The sequence below is a fragment of the Ruegeria sp. CK3 genome, from assembly GCF_056536565.1.
On the sequence record NZ_JBQFPV010000011.1, the window covers coordinates 100,686 to 122,196 of the forward strand.

23 protein-coding genes and 1 tRNA gene are annotated in these 21,511 nt (G+C 53.5%); 15 read left to right on the forward strand and 9 right to left on the reverse strand.

Annotated features, from left to right (window positions below):
• The first annotated feature begins 635 nt into the window (after window positions 1-635).
• From ACR0C3_RS17695 to ACR0C3_RS17725, 7 genes are all read left to right on the forward strand, one after another.
• Window positions 636-729 (forward strand) — tRNA-OTHER (locus tag ACR0C3_RS17695).
• A gap of 19 nt (window positions 730-748) precedes the next feature.
• Window positions 749-1,255, forward strand: a complete 507-nt coding sequence (locus ACR0C3_RS17700; protein ID WP_170334775.1) for a hypothetical protein — start codon at window positions 749-751, stop codon at window positions 1,253-1,255.
• Window positions 1,255-1,434, forward strand: coding sequence for a hypothetical protein (locus tag ACR0C3_RS17705; protein ID WP_170334774.1), 180 nt, complete (start codon window positions 1,255-1,257; stop codon window positions 1,432-1,434). Before ACR0C3_RS17700 ends, ACR0C3_RS17705 begins: the two co-directional genes overlap by 1 nt.
• 3 nt (window positions 1,435-1,437) lie before the next feature.
• Window positions 1,438-2,496, forward strand: coding sequence for a hypothetical protein (locus tag ACR0C3_RS17710; RefSeq protein WP_480759729.1), 1,059 nt, complete (start codon window positions 1,438-1,440; stop codon window positions 2,494-2,496).
• On the forward strand, window positions 2,489-2,653 hold the full coding sequence (locus ACR0C3_RS17715; protein ID WP_170334772.1) for a hypothetical protein: 165 nt from the start codon (window positions 2,489-2,491) through the stop codon (window positions 2,651-2,653). Before ACR0C3_RS17710 ends, ACR0C3_RS17715 begins: the two co-directional genes overlap by 8 nt.
• A gap of 144 nt (window positions 2,654-2,797) precedes the next feature.
• The gene (locus tag ACR0C3_RS17720; RefSeq protein WP_170334771.1) at window positions 2,798-3,109 is read left to right on the forward strand and encodes a hypothetical protein; all 312 of its coding nucleotides are present in this window, start codon (window positions 2,798-2,800) and stop codon (window positions 3,107-3,109) included.
• A 198-nt stretch (window positions 3,110-3,307) separates the two neighbouring features.
• Window positions 3,308-3,901, forward strand: a complete 594-nt coding sequence (locus ACR0C3_RS17725) for a hypothetical protein (RefSeq protein ID WP_480471074.1) — start codon at window positions 3,308-3,310, stop codon at window positions 3,899-3,901.
• A 315-nt stretch (window positions 3,902-4,216) separates the two neighbouring features.
• Here the strand turns inward: ACR0C3_RS17725 and ACR0C3_RS17730 are convergent, their stop codons facing one another.
• Window positions 4,217-5,239 (reverse strand): helix-turn-helix domain-containing protein, encoded by a 1,023-nt coding sequence (locus tag ACR0C3_RS17730; RefSeq protein WP_171212500.1) that lies wholly within the window; start codon window positions 5,237-5,239, stop codon window positions 4,217-4,219.
• Window positions 5,240-5,335: 96 nt separating this feature from the next.
• Here ACR0C3_RS17730 and ACR0C3_RS17735 point away from each other — a divergent pair, with 96 nt between their 5' ends.
• Window positions 5,336-6,847 (forward strand): DUF1214 domain-containing protein, encoded by a 1,512-nt coding sequence (locus ACR0C3_RS17735; protein WP_216601803.1) that lies wholly within the window; start codon window positions 5,336-5,338, stop codon window positions 6,845-6,847.
• A gap of 34 nt (window positions 6,848-6,881) precedes the next feature.
• Window positions 6,882-8,375, forward strand: coding sequence for a DUF1254 domain-containing protein (locus ACR0C3_RS17740; RefSeq protein WP_480759731.1), 1,494 nt, complete (start codon window positions 6,882-6,884; stop codon window positions 8,373-8,375).
• Between the two features lie 138 nt (window positions 8,376-8,513).
• Here the strand turns inward: ACR0C3_RS17740 and ACR0C3_RS17745 are convergent, their stop codons facing one another.
• The 3 genes from ACR0C3_RS17745 to ACR0C3_RS17755 are packed head-to-tail and all read right to left on the reverse strand — an operon-like array spanning window position 8,514 to window position 10,477.
• Window positions 8,514-8,816 (reverse strand): hypothetical protein, encoded by a 303-nt coding sequence (locus ACR0C3_RS17745; RefSeq protein ID WP_214648679.1) that lies wholly within the window; start codon window positions 8,814-8,816, stop codon window positions 8,514-8,516.
• A 60-nt stretch (window positions 8,817-8,876) separates the two neighbouring features.
• Window positions 8,877-9,647, reverse strand: coding sequence for a nuclear transport factor 2 family protein (locus ACR0C3_RS17750; RefSeq protein ID WP_170380001.1), 771 nt, complete (start codon window positions 9,645-9,647; stop codon window positions 8,877-8,879).
• 35 nt (window positions 9,648-9,682) lie between these two features.
• Window positions 9,683-10,477 carry a VOC family protein gene (locus ACR0C3_RS17755; RefSeq protein WP_170380000.1) on the reverse strand — a complete coding sequence of 265 codons (795 nt, stop codon included), beginning with the start codon at window positions 10,475-10,477 and terminating at the stop codon, window positions 9,683-9,685.
• Between the two features lie 104 nt (window positions 10,478-10,581).
• On the opposite strand from ACR0C3_RS17755, the gene ACR0C3_RS17760 reads away from it, so the two are divergent.
• Window positions 10,582-11,463: a LysR family transcriptional regulator gene (locus ACR0C3_RS17760; RefSeq protein ID WP_170379999.1), complete on the forward strand. Its 882-nt coding sequence runs from the start codon at window positions 10,582-10,584 to the stop codon at window positions 11,461-11,463.
• 187 nt (window positions 11,464-11,650) lie between these two features.
• Here the strand turns inward: ACR0C3_RS17760 and ACR0C3_RS17765 are convergent, their stop codons facing one another.
• Window positions 11,651-13,348 carry an adenylate/guanylate cyclase domain-containing protein gene (locus tag ACR0C3_RS17765; RefSeq protein ID WP_170769018.1) on the reverse strand — a complete coding sequence of 566 codons (1,698 nt, stop codon included), beginning with the start codon at window positions 13,346-13,348 and terminating at the stop codon, window positions 11,651-11,653.
• A gap of 202 nt (window positions 13,349-13,550) precedes the next feature.
• Between ACR0C3_RS17765 and ACR0C3_RS17770 the strand changes: the two genes are divergently transcribed.
• Entirely contained in the window at window positions 13,551-14,351 is an 801-nt protein-coding gene (locus ACR0C3_RS17770) for a methyltransferase domain-containing protein (protein WP_170379997.1), read from the forward strand.
• A gap of 106 nt (window positions 14,352-14,457) precedes the next feature.
• On the opposite strand, the gene ACR0C3_RS17775 is transcribed toward ACR0C3_RS17770, so the two are convergent.
• The 3 genes from ACR0C3_RS17775 to ACR0C3_RS17785 all read right to left on the reverse strand — a co-directional run bounded on the left by ACR0C3_RS17775 (window position 14,458) and on the right by ACR0C3_RS17785 (window position 17,383).
• Window positions 14,458-15,237 carry a methyltransferase domain-containing protein gene (locus ACR0C3_RS17775; protein WP_170379996.1) on the reverse strand — a complete coding sequence of 260 codons (780 nt, stop codon included), beginning with the start codon at window positions 15,235-15,237 and terminating at the stop codon, window positions 14,458-14,460.
• A 222-nt stretch (window positions 15,238-15,459) separates the two neighbouring features.
• Window positions 15,460-16,032: a carboxymuconolactone decarboxylase family protein gene (locus ACR0C3_RS17780; protein WP_170379995.1), complete on the reverse strand. Its 573-nt coding sequence runs from the start codon at window positions 16,030-16,032 to the stop codon at window positions 15,460-15,462.
• A 478-nt stretch (window positions 16,033-16,510) separates the two neighbouring features.
• The gene (locus ACR0C3_RS17785) at window positions 16,511-17,383 is read right to left on the reverse strand and encodes a bile acid:sodium symporter family protein (RefSeq protein ID WP_170379994.1); all 873 of its coding nucleotides are present in this window, start codon (window positions 17,381-17,383) and stop codon (window positions 16,511-16,513) included.
• A gap of 227 nt (window positions 17,384-17,610) precedes the next feature.
• Between ACR0C3_RS17785 and ACR0C3_RS17790 the strand changes: the two genes are divergently transcribed.
• The 4 genes from ACR0C3_RS17790 (at window position 17,611) to ACR0C3_RS17805 (ending at window position 20,857) form a co-directional block, all read left to right on the forward strand.
• Window positions 17,611-18,588, forward strand: coding sequence for an AraC family transcriptional regulator (locus ACR0C3_RS17790; RefSeq protein ID WP_237217123.1), 978 nt, complete (start codon window positions 17,611-17,613; stop codon window positions 18,586-18,588).
• Between the two features lie 161 nt (window positions 18,589-18,749).
• Complete coding sequence (locus tag ACR0C3_RS17795; protein WP_058282012.1) at window positions 18,750-19,616, forward strand: cysteine hydrolase family protein; 867 nt, start codon at window positions 18,750-18,752, stop codon at window positions 19,614-19,616.
• 48 nt (window positions 19,617-19,664) lie between these two features.
• Window positions 19,665-20,150, forward strand: coding sequence for a YHS domain-containing (seleno)protein (locus ACR0C3_RS17800; RefSeq protein WP_170379992.1), 486 nt, complete (start codon window positions 19,665-19,667; stop codon window positions 20,148-20,150).
• A 137-nt stretch (window positions 20,151-20,287) separates the two neighbouring features.
• The gene (locus ACR0C3_RS17805) at window positions 20,288-20,857 is read left to right on the forward strand and encodes a carboxymuconolactone decarboxylase family protein (RefSeq protein WP_170473744.1); all 570 of its coding nucleotides are present in this window, start codon (window positions 20,288-20,290) and stop codon (window positions 20,855-20,857) included.
• Window positions 20,858-20,868: 11 nt separating this feature from the next.
• Here the strand turns inward: ACR0C3_RS17805 and ACR0C3_RS17810 are convergent, their stop codons facing one another.
• Window positions 20,869-21,297, reverse strand: a complete 429-nt coding sequence (locus tag ACR0C3_RS17810; protein WP_170769020.1) for a LysR substrate-binding domain-containing protein — start codon at window positions 21,295-21,297, stop codon at window positions 20,869-20,871.
• Window positions 21,298-21,511 lie beyond the last annotated feature (214 nt).

Here is a 21,511-nt window from a genome sequence, read left to right on the forward strand (position 1 = left end):
GCTCAATTGGCAGTGGTTTCTGAACAAGCCCTACAACTTTTTGGTATTTTCCTTCAATCACAGCTACGCTTTGATTGGCAAATTTCAACTCACGTTTGCAGAATGCAGCTCACTTGCACGCTTGCGATAGATCCCAAAATAAAATTCCGGCGGTGGGGGCTCGATATGCATTCCGCTGATACGTCACGTCATAGAACATATCGGTCGAAACAGAACGCTAGACTTAGAAGCGCTAAAAGAGCGGATGCGCACCATAGACTGGTCGCAGCTTGATGGAGTCCAATGTTGGGCCTGCGACTATCAATCCGATGCGGACATGCTGCGGTGTTTGAACTATCTCCAGAAACTCGATCACTGAGGTGAGTTTTGATCTTTGGCGAAGCTTCAGAGTTCGAGTCCGGAACGCAGAGCATCGAATCGTTTTACGCTCTGAGAGCGACCCCAGATAAGTTGCCTAATTCAATTTAGCACACGCTAAGCTAGAAGGTTCCCAGAACTACGCGGTGAATTTCGAAGTGCAGCATGCTCCGTCTTGACATGGTTATACGAACTGGTTCAGCTTGCGGTCATGACGTTCACACGCATCCACTGCCATCGAATATCGGCCTGAGGTCGATAACCCACGCGAAATCCGCGGGAGGCAGCATTGGTATGCGGGCGAGGCTTATATCCTTGTAATTGCTCCAGATTAGAGTGCACGAGTCGGTTCGATTCCGACGCCTCCTACCATCCTCAGGAGGCGTCAGACATGGCGAACGACGTCACGAACACAATTGATTTCAACGACATCAAGCAGTCGGTCGAGAAGAACCTCGGCCGCACACCCGAAGGGTGGTCCGGCTTGGTCACGACGCTCTTCACAGAGATCAAAGAACACTGCGATCTAAAGGATGCCACCTACCCCTTCATCCTCCAGATCAAGGAAAAGCTGGGAGAGCTCCGCATCTACCACAGGTGTGATGATCGATGCATCCAGTCGATGATTGCTGCGACGATTGCACGAGCAAATCGTACCTGTGAGCGATGCTCAAACGCTGCCGAGACCCAGCTGTTGGACGGCTGGTACACTACACTGTGTTGTTGGTGCGCGCATGAAGTCGCAAGCAAGCGCCACCCTGAAAGGAAGAGGCTTTTTGGCGTTCGACAGAAGCCCATTCGAGATCGAATGACCTGCGGTGTCTGCGGATATTACGGCCAGATTGACCGAACGGATGACCGTAATCGGTGCCCCGCGTGCGTGAAGAAGGACTGGTGATGACCGCCGAACAACAGGTGATCTTCAATAGAATTATGGAAGGCAACGATGATGAGGACTACGCCCGGAAGCTCATGAATACTGGCTCGCTGGCCACAGGTCATGTCCCGCCGATTGCCCTTTGCCAAGTCTCGAGAGGGGGCTTCCATCTCAACAAGACCAAGTTCTGGAGAATGTGACTGATGGATGATATCGAAAAGAGCTGGAAGGAATTCCGGGAAAAGGTCCGAGGTGTGATCGAGGACCATGGAGCGCCAGATGATCTCCGCTCATTTGACGCCTGGTACGCCGAAGAAATGCGTTTGGTGATGGCGCACAACTACCCAGCTCCGCACGTCTCTGACGTCACATGGTCGACCGAGGGTCTGCATGTCGAGTGTGATGAACGCGAAGTGGTCGACCGTATGATGACTGCTATGGCGGAGGTTTCACACAATCTCAAAGAGGCGCGGGCCTGGAGGTCAGTGATGAGCAGTGTTGTCGACTGGAATGATATTCATGGAAGCGTCTTCAAGCAGCTTGGTGAGTATCGTGCCGGGTGGGCGGAGCAGCTTACGCTTGCACTTGAGAAAGTGAAAAGGTTGATCGACGAGCAGCCCGACCTGTTTGGTGGTGAATACCCGCCCATCGTTCAGATCAAACAGAAATGGGGAGGCTTGCGCGTCTATGAGGGCCAGGGCTGCAACCAGGCTACGAGTGAAGAGATTCAATGGCGTGTCGATCAGATTGAGCAAACCTGTGAAGGTTGTTCTAATTCTGCACAACGCCAGAGCATCCTTGGGTTTGTGACGACGCTTTGCAGTTGGTGCTACAATGATGCTCTGCGGCGGCGATTTGAGGGCGCCGAAGAATCCTGGCCCGACAGCCTGAGGCTGGACATTGTGGAAAACTATCCAGACCTCGTTTCTCCGGATTGCGCATCTCTTGTTCCTGCTGTCGGAAAGGGCTGGCTCGTCATGATTTCGCAAGCACTCCACAAGCTTTCCTTCAGTCAGGACTTCAGGGCACTGGACCCTGGAACTATTCAGATTTCGGACATTAAGAAAGGCCAGGATGGCAAGATTTGCATCGGTTTCAGTCGATACCACGATCTCATTCAGGAGTACGCTGTCTGGATGGAATTTCGATGCGGTGTGACGTGTGAAGAGTGTGGCCACGTTGGTGACATCGTTCGGACAGCCGACGGGTCTCAAGTACTCTGTTCTCACTGTTACTGTACTCGGGAGAAGTCTGATGGGTGATGACGACGACGTTGAGCTGGATGAACAAACCTTGCGTTTGCTTAGACTTCGGGAGGCTGAAATTGCGGCCGGTCGAGCAAAACTAACCAAGCCGATTACCTCGGATGAGATCCGGTCGCGAAAGGTGCCTGATCCGAAGGGTAAGCCAGATGAGTGACATGACTACAGAAGAGGAAATCCCAATTTTCGTAATCTGCGAGACTTCGGTGAACGGCCAACTTCGAGAGATTGAAGGAAAACAGATCACCGTAAAACCAAACAAGATCTTAGTTTTATCGATCAGTGTCGAGGATGTTGAGCGATGATAGATGATTTTTCAGAAGAAGATATCTTCGGGCGCCCGTTACAGGATGTTCCTCTAAATGACTTGATCGCAGAGTTGCAAGCTCGTCGCAAAGAGGGTCCGGACGTCTGGCTTGCATTGCGCAAAATGATTTTCGAGCAAATCGCCGATTTTGCACAGCGTCCGGCCGACGCGCCCAAATGGCGGGATGAATGGGTCAAAGAGAACACCTGGGGTCTAGTGACTGACGACGATGATGTCGAGATCACTGATGGTAGCGGCAACGTGTTCGACGACCTCGGGATCGAAGACCCAAGGAAGAAGACTTAGTGATGCGGGCGGAGCCTATCAGCTTGATCTTATCCGCCGTGATCATTGTCGCGTTGACGATCTACGTCAGACACATCGTCCACACTGCTGGAAAAGATCGCGAAGTCGATCCAGAGCGAGTTCAAAGGATAATGCGAGATCTAGACTACAGCCACCTGGACCGAGTGATGAACCGGCGAAGGAAGAGGTAGTGGGATGTTGAAGGTGGTTGTCTATGTTGGTGATCAAGAGGTCGCCCGAGCTGTGGCTGAGAACGATTCAGAACTCGCGGACGTGTCTGATTACAATATCCGGATGAACGAACGGGCCGCTGAACAGCTGGGCATTCAAGAAAAAGGTCTGGGCGGCCAGATTGAAGGCCACCCTCGAAGTCAGACGGTCTGGGCGCTCGTCCGCAAGATCGCAGACCTTTGGCTTGCAGGGACTGGTGCTGGTGAAGAAAGCGCTCAGGCAAAGCTGCTGTCGTTGATCCGTGAGTCCATTCGCGAACTAGATGAGAGGGTCGAGAAGGAATCGAACCAAAGCGAAGATTGGAATGCTGTGATCAAGCAGATTTCTGATGACGAGCCGTATTCCCTGGGCTTCTACGCTGACAAATTTGAGTCGTGGACAGCGGACGAGATTGAAGCTCTTCGATGTGATGTGGTTGAGACAGCCACAGAGGAAGAACTAATGGCCGAGGTCGAACGCCGGCGAAGAGCTGGTCTACTGCCCAAGGAGGCCTCGAATGATGGCTTCTCAGATATGGTTGATGATCTCTGGGGCAAACTCGATACAGACCCAGACCGCTAGTACAGCGTACCTGCCGCTCTTAACCAATATTTGACATAAGAAGTCTATGGCGACTGTCGTCGTAGTAGTGCGTGCTTCTTCTAAGCTCCTCTCCTGCTAGGAACCAAAGCGCCCCAGATAAGCATTTCGCCAGCACTGCTCTGCGGAACTATGTACCACCAGTCTCTACTATGAGTATGGTTGACCGCAACCAGCCCAAAGCGGACCTTCACTATGAGCTTTGCACCCTCTGAGATGCGGACTTTATTGCCATTGGATCAAAGTCGGCTATGCGGACAAAGCAGACATTGGAAGATTGCTCTCGCGACCCACAAGTCAACTATTGTCGGAGTTCATCTTGCGATAGTCAGAGGGCGTCAGTCCCGTCACCTTCCTAAATGCGCGGCTGAAATTATTTGCGGTTTCATATCCTAGCATGGAGGAGATACTGGAGACTGTCTCGCGCGTATCTGTGAGGAGTTCCTCGGCCCTTGCTACCCTGACATCGTTGACGATTTCGCGAAAACGAACCCCTTCGGTTGCTAACTTCCGTTGTAGTGTGCGAACGCCAAGATCGAGCGAACGCGCGGTGGCATCAATCGACATTTCCTCCCGATGAAGTTGTTGCCAAACCACTTCCTCGACTTGTCCTCTAAGTGTTTGAGGTGGGCCGCCCAATCGTTCGCGAGAAATATCTCCGACGGTTGTCGAGCCGCCGGTAAGTTTTTTGGGCGTGGTTTCGGCTCGCAAAGCCGATGCATCAAAATCAACCCCAAGCCGGGAGGCGTTCCAGATTACAGGACAAGCGTAGGTGTCTTCTGCCTCGACAAATCCAGGAACCTTCGGGAAGTCCAAGAGCACGGCAGATGGCTTCCAGTCGCTTCCTAAATACGCGCGGAATATGCTCAGAAAAACCCCAACGGCCGAGAAGCCGATGTCCGGATACGCGAAATGCGAGCGAAGTCCAAAACGATAACAGTAGCGCGCGCTTGTGCCCGAAGTTTCAAGCCACGCGCGATCCGTAGACGAATGAAATGGCATGACGGCAGAAGCTCGTATTAGCGCTGCCCCCAGCGTTGGAGCAGAAAGAACGTAACTCCCCCAGGCGCCGTAGTCAGCGACAGTGAGATACGGTGACCACAACAATCCGATGTTTTGTTGTCCCGTGGATCGTGCGGCTTCGTGCACAAAGGTCGCCAAGGCATGCTCCGAGATGTAACCGCCTCTTTCCTCAATGAAGTGAACAGGAAGAACGGCAGAGTCAAAAGCACGCAACAAGCGTCTTTCCCCAGCGGCCTCAAGCACAAACTGGGGCATCGCGCCCAAGGCCTTAGCCGAAATCATCGGTGGTAGGTTCAATCCGTCAACCCGCTTGTTCGCCCGCGTGTCGTGAAATGATACGCATCGGCTGAACGGATGTGCAAGCTTTCCCTAAACAGCAGGGAGCATTGCAATATGAAAATACTTCGGCCATTACACGGCGGTTTTTCGATGCATTTTTTGGGAATGGTGCTCGGCGCAGGTATTTCTGCTTCACCAGTTTTCTCCCAGTCCTTCAACGACACGGGCGACATCCTTGCACGATCAGCCGAGGTCGAGGACATCGAGTACAAGATTATGGTGCAGCGTGCCACCCAGACGGCCATTTGGGGAATGCCTGCCGCCGGTATGATCGATTTCCTCAAGGGCATTCGCCGCGACCTCGGTGGCGACTACAATGACATCATTTATCTCAACAAGCCGTTCGACTCCAAACATGGGTTTCTTACGGCCAACGATGTTACGGCCTATGCTTGGGCTTCAATGACCTCCGAACCCGGTCCCCTTGTCATTGAAGTGCCCGCTGCCACCGACAAGGTGAACTACTTCGGTACAATCGTGAATGCTTGGGATGTTCCTATTGTGGACGTAGGTCCCGATGGTTTCGATGAAGGTGTCGGCGGCAAGTACCTCATGCTACCCCCAGGCTACGAAGGGGAAATGTCGCTGGAGGAATTAACTGAAGCGGGATACCTTCCCTTTGAAACAGATACCTACGAATATGGTTTTTCGTTCCGGCCAAAACTGACGAATGGCGGAACGGACGCCGATGCGGCCGAGTACGCTCAGACGATCAAAGTGTACTACCTGTCCGAGGCCGACAATCCGCCACCCAACAACTATCTCGAAGCGTCAGAAGTGCCGTACGACTCGCTTCCATACTACAACGAGACATTCTTTCAGGACCTGAACGATTACGTTCAAAACAACCCGATCCGTCCACAAGACAAGGTTATGGTGAATTTTCTGAAAGATCTCGGGATCGAGAAGGGAAAGCCTTTCGAACCAAGTGAACTTCAAATGCAGGCAATGAACGAGGGATTGTTGCTCGCGTACGCCTCGATGCAGAACTACTTTGTGACGCCCGGGAAAGCCATGATCCCACTTTGGGTCGACGATAGCGGCGAGATGAGGAGCCAGTGGTTGATTTGGGATTTCGCGGATGGTCAACCCGAGGCTGGTTTCCCCTATGAGACTGAGACCGAAGTCCTTGTGGATGCGCGTGCGGGCGGCAGTTATTTCTGGATTACATACCTGCCGAAACAACTGGGCGGAGGTACATTTTATCTGACAGGCCTGCGCGACAGCGACGGGGAAATGTACGATCACAATCAGACCTATAAACTGAACGTCCCAGCGGATACACCTGCCGACGATTTCTGGTCCGTGATTGTTTATTCGATGGAGACCAAGAGCTTCATTCGGAACGTTGATCCTGTCGGTTTGTCCGAGCGCGACACTGATGCGATGCAGGCTAATGAAGACGGTTCTTACGACATCTTTTTTGGACCAGAAGCACCGGAAGGCATGGAAAGCAACTGGATACCAACCACAGAGCCGTACTTCCTTTTGTTTCGTCTATATGGGCCGCAAGAAGGATGGCTGGAGAGTGGCTGGATGCTGGGCGATCTAGAAAAAGTAAACTGATCAAAACAAACAGTAATTCCCAATGGAGCGAACAATGAAAACAAAGTCGTTAGCTGTGCTGACTGCCCTGATACTCGCATCGCAATCTCCAGCCCAAGAGTACAAGGCTGAAGTTCCGGATAGCATAATCGTACCGGATCAGGTGGAGACACGATTTGGAACGTTGGAATATTTTGACGGCTTGCCGACGCCGGATACAGCTAAGCTGTCGTATAACGCATTAAATTTCATGCGTGGCATGCAGGTATTCATGGATGGAATGCCTGCAGCCTCAACATATGCAATGTGTCACGGGCTCGAAGAGGGCGCTGGCGTTGATCCGATGAAGATCGGGATCTTTGAAGACCTGTATAACGCCCGTTCGCTTCTTCTCACGCCGAACACCACGACAATCTACATTCTTAACTGTACGGACCTGTCCGAAGGGCCAGTGGTTTACGACGTGCCGCCGGGCATGCTGGGGTTCGTGAACGATGCCTATATGCGTTATGTCACTGACATCGGGAACGCTGGGCCTGACGCTGGCGAGGGTGGGAAGTTCTTGATCGTTCCGCCCGACTATGAAGGTGAGTTGCCGGACGACGGTTACTATATTGTGAAGCCGCCAAGCTATCGGAACTGGTTTCTGTTGCGTGCGTTTTATGGGGAAGACGGCGTTGGAGCCGCAGTGGATCGTGTGAAGGAAACTCTTCGTGTTTACCGGTGGGAAGACCGCGACGCGCCGCCCGATCAGGAATTTGTGAACCTGACTGATCTTCAGTTCAACACGATACACGCCAATGACTTTTCCTTCTTTGAAGAGATGAAGGCCGTTGTAGACAACGAAGCGGAAGGAGCACTTCCCGATGAATTGATGGGAGCAATGTTCTCGCTGGGTATCCGAAAAGGTGAACCATTTGAACCCGATGACGAACTGAGGCTGCTGCTCACAGAGGCAGTCGCATTGGGCACGGCGGCGGCTAAGTCGTTGAATTTTGCTCCTCGCTCGCGTGCGCCATTCTACTATGACGAAGGGTATTGGAAGACGGCGTTCGTCGGTGGCAATCATGAGTTCCAGGCGGGGGACGTGAAAATCCTCGATGCGCGGACCCTGTTCCACTACTACGCGACTGGCATTACGCCTGCCATGGTTGCACAAAAGGTTGGTGTCGGGTCGCAATATGCGCTGGCAAACCGGGACAGTGACGGGAACTACTTCGATGGGAGCAACACCTATTCCGTCACCATCCCGCCAAATCCGCCCGCGCAGGATTACTGGTCTTTCGTCGTTTACGACACCCAAACCCGTTCACTGCTCGAAACTGATCAGAAACTCGCAGGGGTCGACAGCAACCAAGCTACATTGGAAGCGAATGAAGACGGAAGTTACACTGTCTGGTTCGCGCCTGAAGCGCCTGAAGGCAAAGAGGGCAACTGGATACAGACGATGCCGGGCAAATCTTGGTCGACCGTACTGCGATTGTATGGCCCTCTCGAGCCTTGGTTCGACGGATCGTGGCGCCCGGGCGAGATCGAACTTATGGAGTGATAGACTGTCAATTTAGCGCCCTAACAGTTCGCTATCGAGAACGAGATGTCGTGCCATGTGAGTGCGCATCCCGAACAACGCGACAACAACCAGGGGAGGGCGGCAACTACCTCGTAGTGCCGCCCTTCTGTTTGTCTGCTATCGCGCTAAATTGTAGCGTGTCATCGACATTGTGGTTGCATCGATCATGCTCATGAATCGTTCAGCAGCGGGTGCTGATGCAAAGCTATCCATGGACGCTTGGGCGTCTTCGGCACTTTCCCAGTTAACTACCACTGCCCATTTGCCATCTGTGAATGCAGCTTGGCGCGAGACAAAGCCTGGTTGTTTGCTGACATGCTCATCTTCGATGACTTTATCAACAGGTTCGAACTCTTGCGGTGTAACGCCTTCAGCAAGGTCCATCGTCACAATTTCAATGACGCCGACGTCTTGTGCCATTGCGTTACCTCCTACGAGCATTATCAGGGTGATCAAGAACGCTTTCATGATGGCACCCGATCAAAACTTTCCATTGTCGTGGGCCATCTCGGACGGGATGTCCGCGATTACGTCCCAATGCTCAACGATCTTGCCGTCTTCGACGCGGAACAGGTCATAGAAGGCAGTCGGCTTGTCGGCAAACGTGCCCTCGGAGGCGGTGAAGACAAAGTTGCCCTCGGCCACAACAATGTGGACGTCCGTGTAGATCATCTGGATGCCTTGCTCGGCCATGCCTGCAAGAGCCGCACCCAAACCGTCCAGACCGTCAGCAATGTTGCTGTTGTGCTGTATGTAGGTCTCCGTCGACAGAAATTCGGTTATCCGGTCAACGTCGCCATCCTTCAGGATGGTGTGCACAAAGTCTGTGACCAGCGCCTTGTTCTCAGCGGTCTTATCCAGATCGGTTATCTCAGTTGGACCATCGGTCTGAGTATGACCCGACGGGTTCGGCGGTGTGATTGGTGTCAGGTTGTCCCAGTGTTCTGCAACCTTTCCGTCCTCGACGCGGAAGACATCAAAGCCAACCAAGGTGTCTGCACCAAACGCCTGGGCGTTGTTGTAGGTGGTATGCAGGACGACGATATCGCCCTCCGTGATGACCCGGTGGATGTCCACCTCGATCCCGCTTTCCTTAAGACCGGGGATAAACCCCAGGATTGGAGCGGCACCTGTGGGTACAGCAGGGTTGTGCTGAATGTAGTCATTTGCCAGCAGTTGTTCGGCTGCGGTTGCGTCGAAGTTGACGAAAATGGCGGCTACAGCCTCCAATACGAGCTCTTTAGGTGTCATTGTTGTTGTCCTCTCTTGGTTTGATTTGACGATATTCACGCGGCGCAGGCTTGCGCCGAGTTGATCGTGAATTCAGTGCCCCACGGGTCGACCTTGCGGCCGGGCGTGAGAGTTTTGGGGTCTGCCAACAGCTCAACACTTGTGAGACCAGTGGCCCCAGCAGAGCGCGAGCCTGCTCCCTTGGATTGCCAAGCGTTTGTAGCTAGGTGGTGATGGTAGCCACCGGACCCGAACCAGCGGGCTGAGGGCAGCTCAAAGGTCTGAACCATACTCAGTTCGTCAGTAACGAATTTCGCTGCTTTGCTGACATCACCGACACGTAAATGAACGTGTCCGATGACTGTGCCTTGTGGTGCGCCTTGCCACTGTGTGGCATCTTCTGTGAGTGATTTCAGATCGAGCGGGTGCGTTGTCATGTGGACGGTATCGCCCTCGCGTTTCCACATTTTGCGAGGCAGGTCACGATAGATTTCGATGCCGTTTCCTTCGGGATCGTTCAGATAAAGCGCCTCGCTGACACCGTGGTGGGATGCCCCGTCCAGGCGAACACCGCGCTCATCCGCGTAGATCAGCCATGCGCCGAGGTCTTGTTTGGAAGGCAACAGAAATGCCGTGTGAAACAGCCCCGCCTCTTTAGGAAAGGGTTTGGCGTTTCGGTCCTGGCGCAGCTCGATCAGCGTTCCAGCCTCGGTGCCGAGGTAGGCGCTTTCACCGTCGCGTTCGATCAGGCCGAGGCCAATCACGTCTTCATAGAAGGTGGCGGTCTTATCCAGATCGCGCACCGTCAGGGCGACCTGACCTATTGAGATGGGGGCGTCTGACGCTGCCATGTTCTTTTCTCCTGCGATTAAGCTTGAGAGGAACTTAGCGATGGTCTTTTCTCCATAAAATGGCGATAAGAGCGAGTGTGTATCGCGCAAATGGAGACAATTCTATGGACCGGATCGACGGGATGCAGAGCTTCGTGGCTGTTGTGGAATCCGGTTCTTTTGCCGCCGCCGGACAACGGCTTGGCATTTCAAACAAGCTGGTCAGCAAGCGTGTCGCACAGCTCGAAAACATGGTTGGGCTGAATCTTCTCCATCGCACCACCAGGTCTATGTCGCTGACCCACGAGGGGGAGCGATATCTGGAAGGAGCGCGACGAGTGCTGGCTGAGATGGAGCAGTTGGAGACTGAGTTTGACGCTTCAGAGGGCTTGAAGGGCATCGTTCGTGTGGCCGCGCCCCTTACCTATGGCGACACGGCGGTGGCTAAAGCAGCAAGCCGCTTCGTAGAGCAACACCCGAACGTCACGGTCGAATTGGACTTGTCGGATCATTATGCCGATCTGGCCAAGGGCGGTTTCGATATCGCAATACGGATCGGCGCGCTCAGTGACTCCAGTTTGGTCGTTCGCAAGCTTGGTGAAACGCATATGAAAGTCGTCGCGACCCCTTCCTACCTTGAAGAACATGGCGCACCTTCACATCCTGCGGAACTCTCGGACCACATTTGCATTCGAGATGCGAACAACCCGGATCCAAACCGCTGGCCCTTCCAGATCGAAGGGCAAACCGTGCAGGTGCCTGTCTCTGGCCCATTTCTCGCAAACAGTCCTCCCGCCTGCCTCGTTCCGACGCGCGCAGGGAGCGGCATCTTCATATGCCCAGATGTGTTTTTGGGGGACGACCTTGAAACCGGACGTCTTGTGCAACTCTTTCCGGAGTTCCATTCCCGCACTTTGCCGATCCAAAGCGTGCAGTTGCCTTCGGCCTTTCGAAAGCCGCGTGTTAAGTCCTTTGTCGAGTTTATGCGTGAAGAGATTCGAGCGTAGGAAGTCCAAAGCAGTCACTCGCGCTATGCGCAGCATTTGGTAGGTATGGGCTCAGTGTTTCCGTTCTCTGCGGCTTGCATGATTGACTGGTCGCAGCCCGAAGCGGACAATCAAATCCGAGCCTTTTAGTAAAAAAGATGCGTTAACAAGCTTTCGAATTAACCAACTCAACTTGGTTCCGGCACTGCTATTCTGGCAACCCTGCCCTGCGAAGCGCTTCAAAGTAACGTTCAGCGCCTTCAGAGCCACCATAGTCCACGTTGCTACGCCACTTCGAAATCGTCTCACCAGGTTCCATTTGCAGCATTTGCGTCAAAGCAGCAGACGCCTCTTCAGGTTCCCCAAGCATTGCGTGAGCAGCAGCCCTCGTGCTGTGGAGCGGGGCATAGTTCTTTGAAAAGCGCAAACCTGCCTCTGCGTAGGCGATAGCATCGCGGTCTCGACCAAGCATTACGCAAGAGGTGGCAGCACCTCCGGAAGCCCCCACGAAAACGGCACCATATCGGCCCAACCGAAGCGCCGTCTGAAAACAGCTTAGTGCCATTTTAGGAAACCCAGCCCAGTTGTACCCCCACCCCATAAACAAATGCAGACGGGCATCCAATGGCGCCCTTTGCCGGATTTGCTCAAGCGCCACGGAGAGCCGATCCGCATCTCTGTCTACATTGTAGTCAGCCACAGCGACACTCAGATCAAGAGTTGGGCTTTGCCCCGCCATGTGTCGTCCGGCCTCGATCCAGTCTGGCAGTTTCTCATAGTAGGATGACAGTTCGCGACGAAGATCATAGGTGCTCGCGCCATTCATTGTCCAAATAGCTTCCGCATAGGCCGCCGCGAGGGTTGGTTTGGTTTCTATGGCCCTGGCGTGGTACGATAGCGCCTCTTCGTAGCTGCCGATGCCGGCATCCGACCAAGCGATCATGCCCATCAAAACGCATTGCTCGGCTGTCAGTTCGTCTTCTGGCAACGCGGAGAGCTTTGCGGTCTCAGACTGGATCAAGATTCCGCTAACCGCATCCAATAGCTTTTCCACGACCTCGTCCTGCCAATCAAAGATGGCATCGACCGAACCGTCGAACTTCTGGGTCCAGATTTCAGAACTAGAAGAGTCACTTAAGCGGGCTTCCAGACGCAATCGGTCGCCGTGTCCACGCAACACACCGCGAAGTGCATATCCCTCTGATGGTTCTGTGGAAGATATCGCTGCGTTTAACCAGTTGATCGTTCGAAAATAAGAACCGAAATCTGAAGTGAGAGCCGCGGCCATTTCCTTTAACTCAGTGCTTTGGTCGCTGCACGTGACAGGATGGATGGATAACTTTGGCAAGCTCGTCTCTGTGAAAGAAGGCGAGCTTTGCGATGCACCCAGGTGTGGTCCATCGTGAATCCACACATCCAGGCTGCGCTGGATGTTCTTAAGCCTCTTCTTCCCTACAGCTTTGAATGCGTCTGCCAGAGTGTGTTCAAGGTTCAAGTGTACGGGTTCAGAAATTGCGATGCCACCGGTTGGCGCAATGCTCTCAAGCCGAGCGGCAATATTCACGCCGTCGCCCAGAATGTCGTCACCTTTTTCTGTGACATCGCCCACATGAACGCCGATCCGCAGGTTCATTAACGAGTGTTCAGCCAACTGCTCTTGTAGCCGGATTGCTGCGGTTACAGCTCGCGCCGCGCTGTCAAATTGCACCAACCAACCATCGCCCATGCTTTTCACGACACGACCTGACTGGCCTGCTATCGTTGGGGCGAAGATGTCGCTTTCCAGGTGATCAAGCATTAGAATTGTGGCTTGCTCATCTTGGTGCATAAGCGCCGAATACCCAACGACATCCGCGGCTAGAATTGCCGCCAACCTTCGTTGCAACTGTTGCCCCTTGTTCGACATGCGTTCGACGATAGATGATGCGGCCCTCTACTCCAACTGCCTGAATACGAGGTTCGCTCAGGGCTTTTTACTGAAGCTCCTTGCCCTTGGCATAAACCTCCTATTTGCCCCAAGTTAAGCATTTCGGCACGGCTTGTGCTTGATTCAGGTGATGCTAGGATTTTTGGTAGAGAATACTGAGCAGTATTGGAGGCTGGTGGGGATGGCTGATCCGTTTCAAGATGTAGATGCTGCGGGAGCGGAGTTCATTTCCGCATTTGCCGACTCGATGGACGCGCGTCAGGCCGACCCCACAATGGAAAAGATCGTTTCAGACTATCTGGCCAAACTTTTGTTTGCGAAAGATAGCCTAACGATTGAAGTCGGATGCGGTGCAGGAGCTGTCACGCGCCGCATTGCGGAGAAGGCCAAACCCGCGCGTGTTATTGGTTTCGAGCCGTCTGTAGGCTTTGTGACCGAAGCAAGGGCGCGGGTTGGGGGCCACGACAATGTGGAGTTTGAGGTCGCAGGAGGAGCGTCGCTTCCCCTGGATGATGGCTCAGTTGATAACGTGATAATGCACACAGTGCTTACCCATGTGGAAGATCCGGCACCTCTTTTAGCCGAAGCAGGGCGCGTCCTTCGGTCGGGGGGGTGTCTCGTAGTGTGTGACGCTGACTTTTCGAAAGCGTCACTGGGAAACATGCCGAACGATCCCCTGGGCGCCTGCGCCAAGATATTTGTGAACGAGTTCGTGACCGACCCATTTGTTGTCGCCAAGCTGCGCGGCCTGGCCTCCAATGCGGGGTTCACAGTTGAAGACTTCAGTCTTCAAAGCAGAAGCATTCTGGACAACGACCAAATGCTCCCTTGGGTCGAAGAGACTGGAAAGGTGCTAATGAAACGCGGTGAAATTGGAGAGGATCTGCACAATGGATTGGTCGCCGAGTATCGCCGTCGAGCAAGAGAGCGCACACTTTTTGGCTATCAGGTATTTGCAACACTGATTTCGAGGCGGCCCTAACTCTTGGCATTCGAGTTGCGACGGTAGACAACAGTCAGCCACCAACCCTGCTCCATAAGATGGTTTAGCGAGCGCAGCCGAGGTCAAGGGGCGCGTTGTAGAACGATCAATCCTTTTTGCGCACCACGACGATAAATTGGGTCATCGAAAAGAAGAAGCGCCCAACTTTTGCAAGGCTGAACTGTTCGTCAAACCACGATAGTGCAAAAGCGGGGTCAACATGATCATTTGCAACAGCGTATTGCTTCATGAGGTGCATCATCATGATTGCGAGGCCATCAGGCTTTAACTGGTGATCTGTCATTGTGAACGACAATACATCTTCCACATGGTCGCCACGCGCTTTGATCAGTGCGGGCAGTCTTTCCGGGAGGGAACCACTCACAAAGTGCTGGTTCCAGGAAGTCAGCATCTTTTGCATTCTGTCGGGCTCATCGCTGAACCAGATCAAGCTGCCAAAGTGTAGATCGCTGATGACGAGGCGCCCGCCGGGTTTGACGCACCGCAGCGTGTCAGCCAACGCACCGTCTACGTCTTCGATGTACTCAAAGACCTGTACCGAGACGGCCTTGTCAGCACTCTCATCCTCAATGGGCAAGCTATTTGCGGCACCAGCACGAAACTCCACGTTTGCGTAGTCGCTGCACCGTTCTCTAGCAGCTGCCGTCATGTCAGCGCTTGGGTCGATCCCGATGACATAGCCATCCGAGCCAACTGCCCGGGCCAACTCAACTGTTAACATCCCGTTGCCACAACCGATGTCCAAAATAGTTTCACCAGGAGCCGGGCACAGCGCATCAAATGAAGCCTGTCTTCGCCGCGTCAGTTCTGCGCCTTGATAGGCGATTTCAAGTAATTTCGTTGTTTCAGCGTCAAATTTAAGCAACTCGCTCCCCTTACAAAGACCACAAGTCTCCAAAACTTATCAGAAATTGGGTTATCTAAGAAAAGCAGGATGGATCGTTGAGTTTTGAGCATGGATCCACCAACAATAAATGAATGCGCCGACTGGTATCGACGTATTGGTTAACCTCGGGAGATAAGGCCGCTTCTGCCGCGATATCGGGCCAGCTTTTTGTCGTCGTTCGAAAGTTCGAGCAACATCAATTCAAGGGATGTCGAGGCCGTTCTCTCGTCCGAAATCGGTATAGAAAGTGTCGCTGCGGTATCGATCCAAAGTGGCTTCGTCTGCTTGTCTTGGGTCGTTGCCAGGGCTCTGGACACCGGTTCCTTCTATGAAACGGTTCACGAGATTAAAGACACCACAGACCTGGATAGCATCGAACAGCGCGCTCTCTGACCAGCCTGCCGCGTAGACCGCATTTGCGTCGGCTTCTGTCATTCGCGATGGCGAGACGGTGAGCTTTTCAATGTATGCCAGTAACGGTTGGAGATGGTCTTCGATTGGTGCCGTATCGCGGTCTTCCATCAGTGCCTCGATTGTCTCGACCTCAATGCCGTAGGCTTTGGCGAAAACGATGTGTGCGCCATGGCAATACGCACAAGCATTCAAGCCCGAGACATAGGCTGCAATCAATTCACGTTGGGCAACCGATAGGTCGCTCTCTCCTCTCATCACCAAGCTTTCGTACGCACAAAGCGGAGAAAGCTTGTCCGGAAAGGCTTGATAAACACTTCCCAGTGTCGCGTTCTCGGGCAGAGATGGAAACAGGCGTTTCATTCAATTCTCTTTCAATCTTGCTTTGGATCACTTCGTCTCAAAATGAGGAAGCAACGATGTGTACGCAACCTTAACGCAAATCCGGGTTCCGCACAGAATTTCCGTTGGAACACTACGAACGGCAGGTTTGCCTAACGAGACCCCAGCAAGTTCGTCGTTTGGTTAAAGGCAATTTCATTTGAGCCGTTCTCGTAAGTCTTCAAAGGATGGATTGAGCTCAAAACCGGGGCTTCACATCCAAGCGTGGTGACTTCCGCCTTGCGGACAAAACTGACCTTGGAGTCTACACCTTCGCTGACGCAGGATCCACCGCACTGGCGGCAACAGTTTTCCCCTCCAACAGGGAAAATCGCCAAAGCGGCCGTTCCACAGAGGGCTTGGGAGCTCCTTGATCGCTCTTTGACCAGATGGCGCTCCGGCATGGAAACTAAGGGACTTGGCCCAGCCCATAATCAGAGCTGGCAAATAGGCGTCAGGATCATAAAATTGGGCTTCTTCGCGCAAGGAAAGCGAACACAGGCAACATTGTTACGATCCAGACCACGCTATAAATTGCGGATGGGATGGCATATTCGCTTAACCCATTGGTGTTAGGCAACAGCAAGGTGGCAATTGCGATCCCCAAAGCTCCGTTTTGAACGCCGGTCTCAATTGAAATCGTCTTCGCCTCGATGTCTGTGCATCCGAGCATCCCTGAACTCATGATGCCAATAAACGTGAGTGACGCACCTACAACCAAAAGTGCGGGTCCAAGCCTAAGGAAGTTATCCGCGACCACCACCCAGTTTGAAATGATCGCGCCTCCAATGACCAGCGCAAAAAGTAGCATAGAGACCTTGCTAAAGACTGGTTCGACAGCGGCTACAATACGCGGCGCCAATGACCGCGCGGTCACCCCGACTAGGATTGGAGAAGCTGTTAAAAAAAACATTGCTAAAGCCGTCGAAGAGATGTCGATGGCGGGCGCAGTTGCCCCCATGAACATCTGCATCGAAAACCCCAGGATAAGCGGTACGGTAACGACACAAGTCAGACTGAAGACTGCTGTAAGAGTAACGGACAAAGCAACATCCCAATTCGAAAGCTTGGTTACGATGTTACTGATCGCCCCGCCCGGACAGGCCGCTAAAATCATAATGCCAACGGCTGTCTCGGTGGAAATCCCAAAGATAAAGATCACCATCAAAGCGATGCAAGGCAGCAAAATGATCTGGTTGAGAGCCCCGACGCAAAAGGCACGTGGACGTCGTCCGATGCGTTGAAAGTCAGCCGCTGTGAGTCCGAGGCCAAGGCAGAACATGATGACAACAACTGCGAGCGGCAGCAGCACAGATATAAAAATTTCGCCCATCTACCATGACCTCTATGACTGCATGCTTCTTCACGCTTTCGGACGATACCGTTCAGAAAACCTGATGACGAGTTTTATCAGTTTGGCGCATTTATCCTCAAGCGCCCGAAGATCGAGGCTGTCTTTATTTATTATACCTATCACTGGGTGGGACGATCTGGTGTGAAAGAGCATTCCAGTGCTAATCTCACTGTATGGCAAGTGTAACTTACGCATTCGCCCGCGCGATGGCCAACGCCGCCGGGATGACGCTGAACGACGATGGCGCCCTGATTTCGAATGGCGCTGTCGTGCTGCGTTTACCAGAAGCTCAAGACGGCCAATTGGCGGATGATGCGTATTTCGATTTGATAGATTGGATTCGTGCGCAACAAGCGGATGAGGTTGCGTTGGTTGAGGCCTATGCGAACGCGATTGCGACCGATGATCTCGGCGTCCTTGGCCTGGCTGTAAAGACAGCTCCCACCTTGCGGGAATCTTTGCAACGGATTGAACGTTATTTTCGTCTCGTCACGGACACCGCAGTTTACAGACTTGACGAAACCGGCGATCCGGTCCTTTGGATATTTGAAGGGCAAACGCCACATCGCGCCGCCTTGGAATTGCGCAACGAATGCGCGCTTGCCGCCTTTGCACGGAATATGTATCGGTTTGTGGGTGCTGGATTGTCGCTCGAATATGTCGCGTTCAAACATGCGTGCCGACAAGAGCATGAACGTTACGCCCAGCATTTTGCTTGTCCCGTGCAATTTGGTACTGACCACAACGCCATTGCTATGCGCCCTGCTATGCTGGAAAGCGAAAATCGTCTTGGCGATCCGGGCTTGTCAGATTTCATGACGAAGCACCTGGATGAGGAGTTCAACTCTCGCGATGACGACACCTCACTGAGCCAAGCAATTGTCCACCGGCTTACGCCAGCCCTAAGTAACGGCGCACCGCAGGCGGCGCATGTCGCCCAAGAGATGGGAATGAGCGAGCGCACTCTTTACCGCAGGTTGGCCGAAGAAGGGCTGACCTATCGCGACGTTCTTGGTCAGGCACAAGTTGCACTCGCTCGTGACCTGCTCCGTGACGGTAAGGCTTCCATAGCCGAGATCGCCTTTATGACCGGGTTTTCGGAACAGAGCACGTTCAGCCGCGCCTTCAAGCGCTGGGTTGGCCAGGCTCCGGCACGATTCAGGCAGCAGGCGACCTCCGACTAGGCACACACCTTAAGACCACATGGCAGGTTCGGCCAAAACCTTGGCAGGGCGGGCCGATACCTCAATCGATGTGGCGCCTAACTTCTTCTTTGTCAGATCCACCTGGGGCGCTCCCGAGTAAAGCAAACCCATTTGCCCCTCTCAGACAAAGGAAATTTGCAATGAGCAATCATGACCACAAACATGGAGCAAGCTGCGCTTGCGACGTCACGCCCGAACGCGTTGATATGGCGCGCCGGCGACTCTTGCAACAAGCCGCCGGTGCGGCCGCGGCAGGTACAACAATAGTGGCTGGCGGGCAGGCCCTTGCCGCGACCGACGAAGCACGCGCCTACTATGCTGACCCGGAAAATCCAGGCCTTCCCCAAATCGACATGACCATCGAGCCGGGGCGTACTGCGCTTGTGGTGACCGACCCCCAGATTGATTTTTTGTCAGAAGACGGTGTGACGTGGGGTGTCGTTGGCGAAAGCGTGACCGAACAGGGCACGGTCGATAATATCGAACGGCTTTTCATTGCCGCCAAGGCTGCGGGGATGCCGGTCTTCATCTCGCCCCACTATTACTACCCGCATGACCACAAGTGGGAGTTCGAGGGCACTCTGGAAGCCACGATGCACAGCATCGGCATGTTTGACCGCCTGGGACCGCTCAATTTGGACAACTTCGAGGGCTCAGGTGCCGACTGGATGCCGCAATACAAGAAGTACATCGAGGATGGCGAAACCATCATTTGCTCGCCACACAAGGTTTATAGCCCTGCTCAGAATGACCTGAACCTGCAATTGCGTAAACGCAAGATCGACAAGGTGATCCTCGCGGGGATGTCGGCGAACCTGTGTACGCAGGCGCATCTCTACGAGCTGCTGGAGCTGGGCTACGAAGTCGCTGTCGTTCGCGATGCCACAGCCGGGGCCAAGGTGCCTGAAGGTGACGGGTATCTCGCCGCCATAATCAACTTCCGAATGGTCGCCAACGGCGTCTGGTGGACCGACGACGCGGTTGAGCGCATTGGCCAATCGGCCTGACCCAAATCGATCTTCAAATTTGATCCCGACATCCTGAAAGGACATATCATGACACGCATCTTTACATTTCCCGCACTTACAACAGCGTTGACTCTCGCCCTGGCGGCGGCGGCATTGGCTGACGATGAATACAACGTTTCGAACAGTCTTACCTTGACCGGGCAGCCCCTCGGCATGCATGGCGTCGATCCTGTATCGATGTTTGAAGCCGAAAAACCCGAAATGGGCAACGCCACTTTTACATCGGCCCATGATGGAGTGGACTACTATTTTGCGTCGCAGGCAGCGCAAGCCACATTCGAGGCGGATCCGACGGCACATCTGCCTCAATTCGGCGGGTTCTGCGCCTTTGGCGTCTATGTAGGCAAGAAGCTTGATGGCGATGTTCGGTATGCCGATATCGTGGACAACAAGCTCTATCTCTTTGTGAATGAGGACATCTTCAAGAAATACCTTGAGGACAAAGAGACCGTGATCCAAGGCGCCCATGCCAAGTGGGCAGACATCCACCACACGCCTGTCAGCAGCCTTTGATCGAGGAATTTGGTGGCTTTTGCCGGTCGGAGCCACCGCTGCCTCTCCCCTCCCCAAAAGGCCGGCATTTCTCCAAGACGCCCTGTCCGCAATGACAATTCGCGAGCGTCGAAAACTCTTCCCAAAGGAAACCAGACATGACTGATTTTGAGACCTATACAATCGCCTCAGCCCCTGATGCCGCGAAACCAATTCTGGAAGCATCGCTGAAAGGATATGGTTTTGTGCCCAACCTTTATGCGGCCATGGCCGAAGCGCCCGCAATTTTGGAAGGCTATACGACACTTTCCAACATCTTTGGAAAGACCAGCCTGTCAGAGACTGAGCGCCAGATCATCCTTATGACTAACAACCGGTTGAACGGGTGCAAGTACTGCATGGCCGCCCATACCACTCTTTCACAGATGGCCGGTGTCCCCGAAGACGTGATCGCAGCGTTACGCGATGGCAGCCCTATCGCCGACCCCAAATTGGAAGCACTGCGCAAATTCGTCATCGTGATCAACGAAAGCCGAGGCTGGCCCAGCGACGCACAGGTCGAGGCGTTTCTGACGGCTGGCTATACCCGCCAGACCATGCTGGAAGTCATCCTTGGCACAGCGTTGAAAATCCTGTCGAACTATACGAACCATGTGGCGGAAACGGCTTTGGATGATGCGTTTGTCCCAAATGCATGGACCGCCTCATCCGCGGCGGCGGCTGAATAACGCGATATTGCCTAATTGTTGGTCTTGCGCTTAGGCCTGAGTTTGGTTCTAGCCAATAAGGGAATCCGATTTGAGACGTTCGACCGAAAATCAACAAAAGCGCGTACCTTCGCAGACACGGTTCGACCCTCTTGATGCACAAGATGGATGGGAACCTCGGGTGGCTCATATGACTTCATGACAGTCTTGAGCCGCCCATCTGCAATGTAGGGTGCCACCTGATACGACAAAAGCCGTCCGATCCCATGACCTTGCAACGCCAACTCAATCACGGCGTCATTAGTATTCATGCTGATGCGTGGGTTCACTCGTTTGGTTATGCTCTTTCTACCGCTTTGAAAATGCCATTGGGCGGATGCATTCAGGGCAGTAGAATTAATGATCGCCGACCTTGTGGCTCTCCACAGCCCGGGAGGAGTGGTTTCCGAGGCACTGTCCATTGGTAAGCAGGTGAGAGGTGCTGAGCTTTCTACAGCCGTTCTAGCTGGCTCGATGTGCGTGTCGTCATGTCCTTACATCCTTGCAGGCGGTGAGGAACGCCTCGTCTCTCGTCGAGGCATTGTGGGTAGGCCCGGAATACTGCGAAAATAGGCTTCTGTTGCTACCCGTACCAAAGACTTTGCAAAGTCCGCTTACTGCGCATAGCTGACCTTA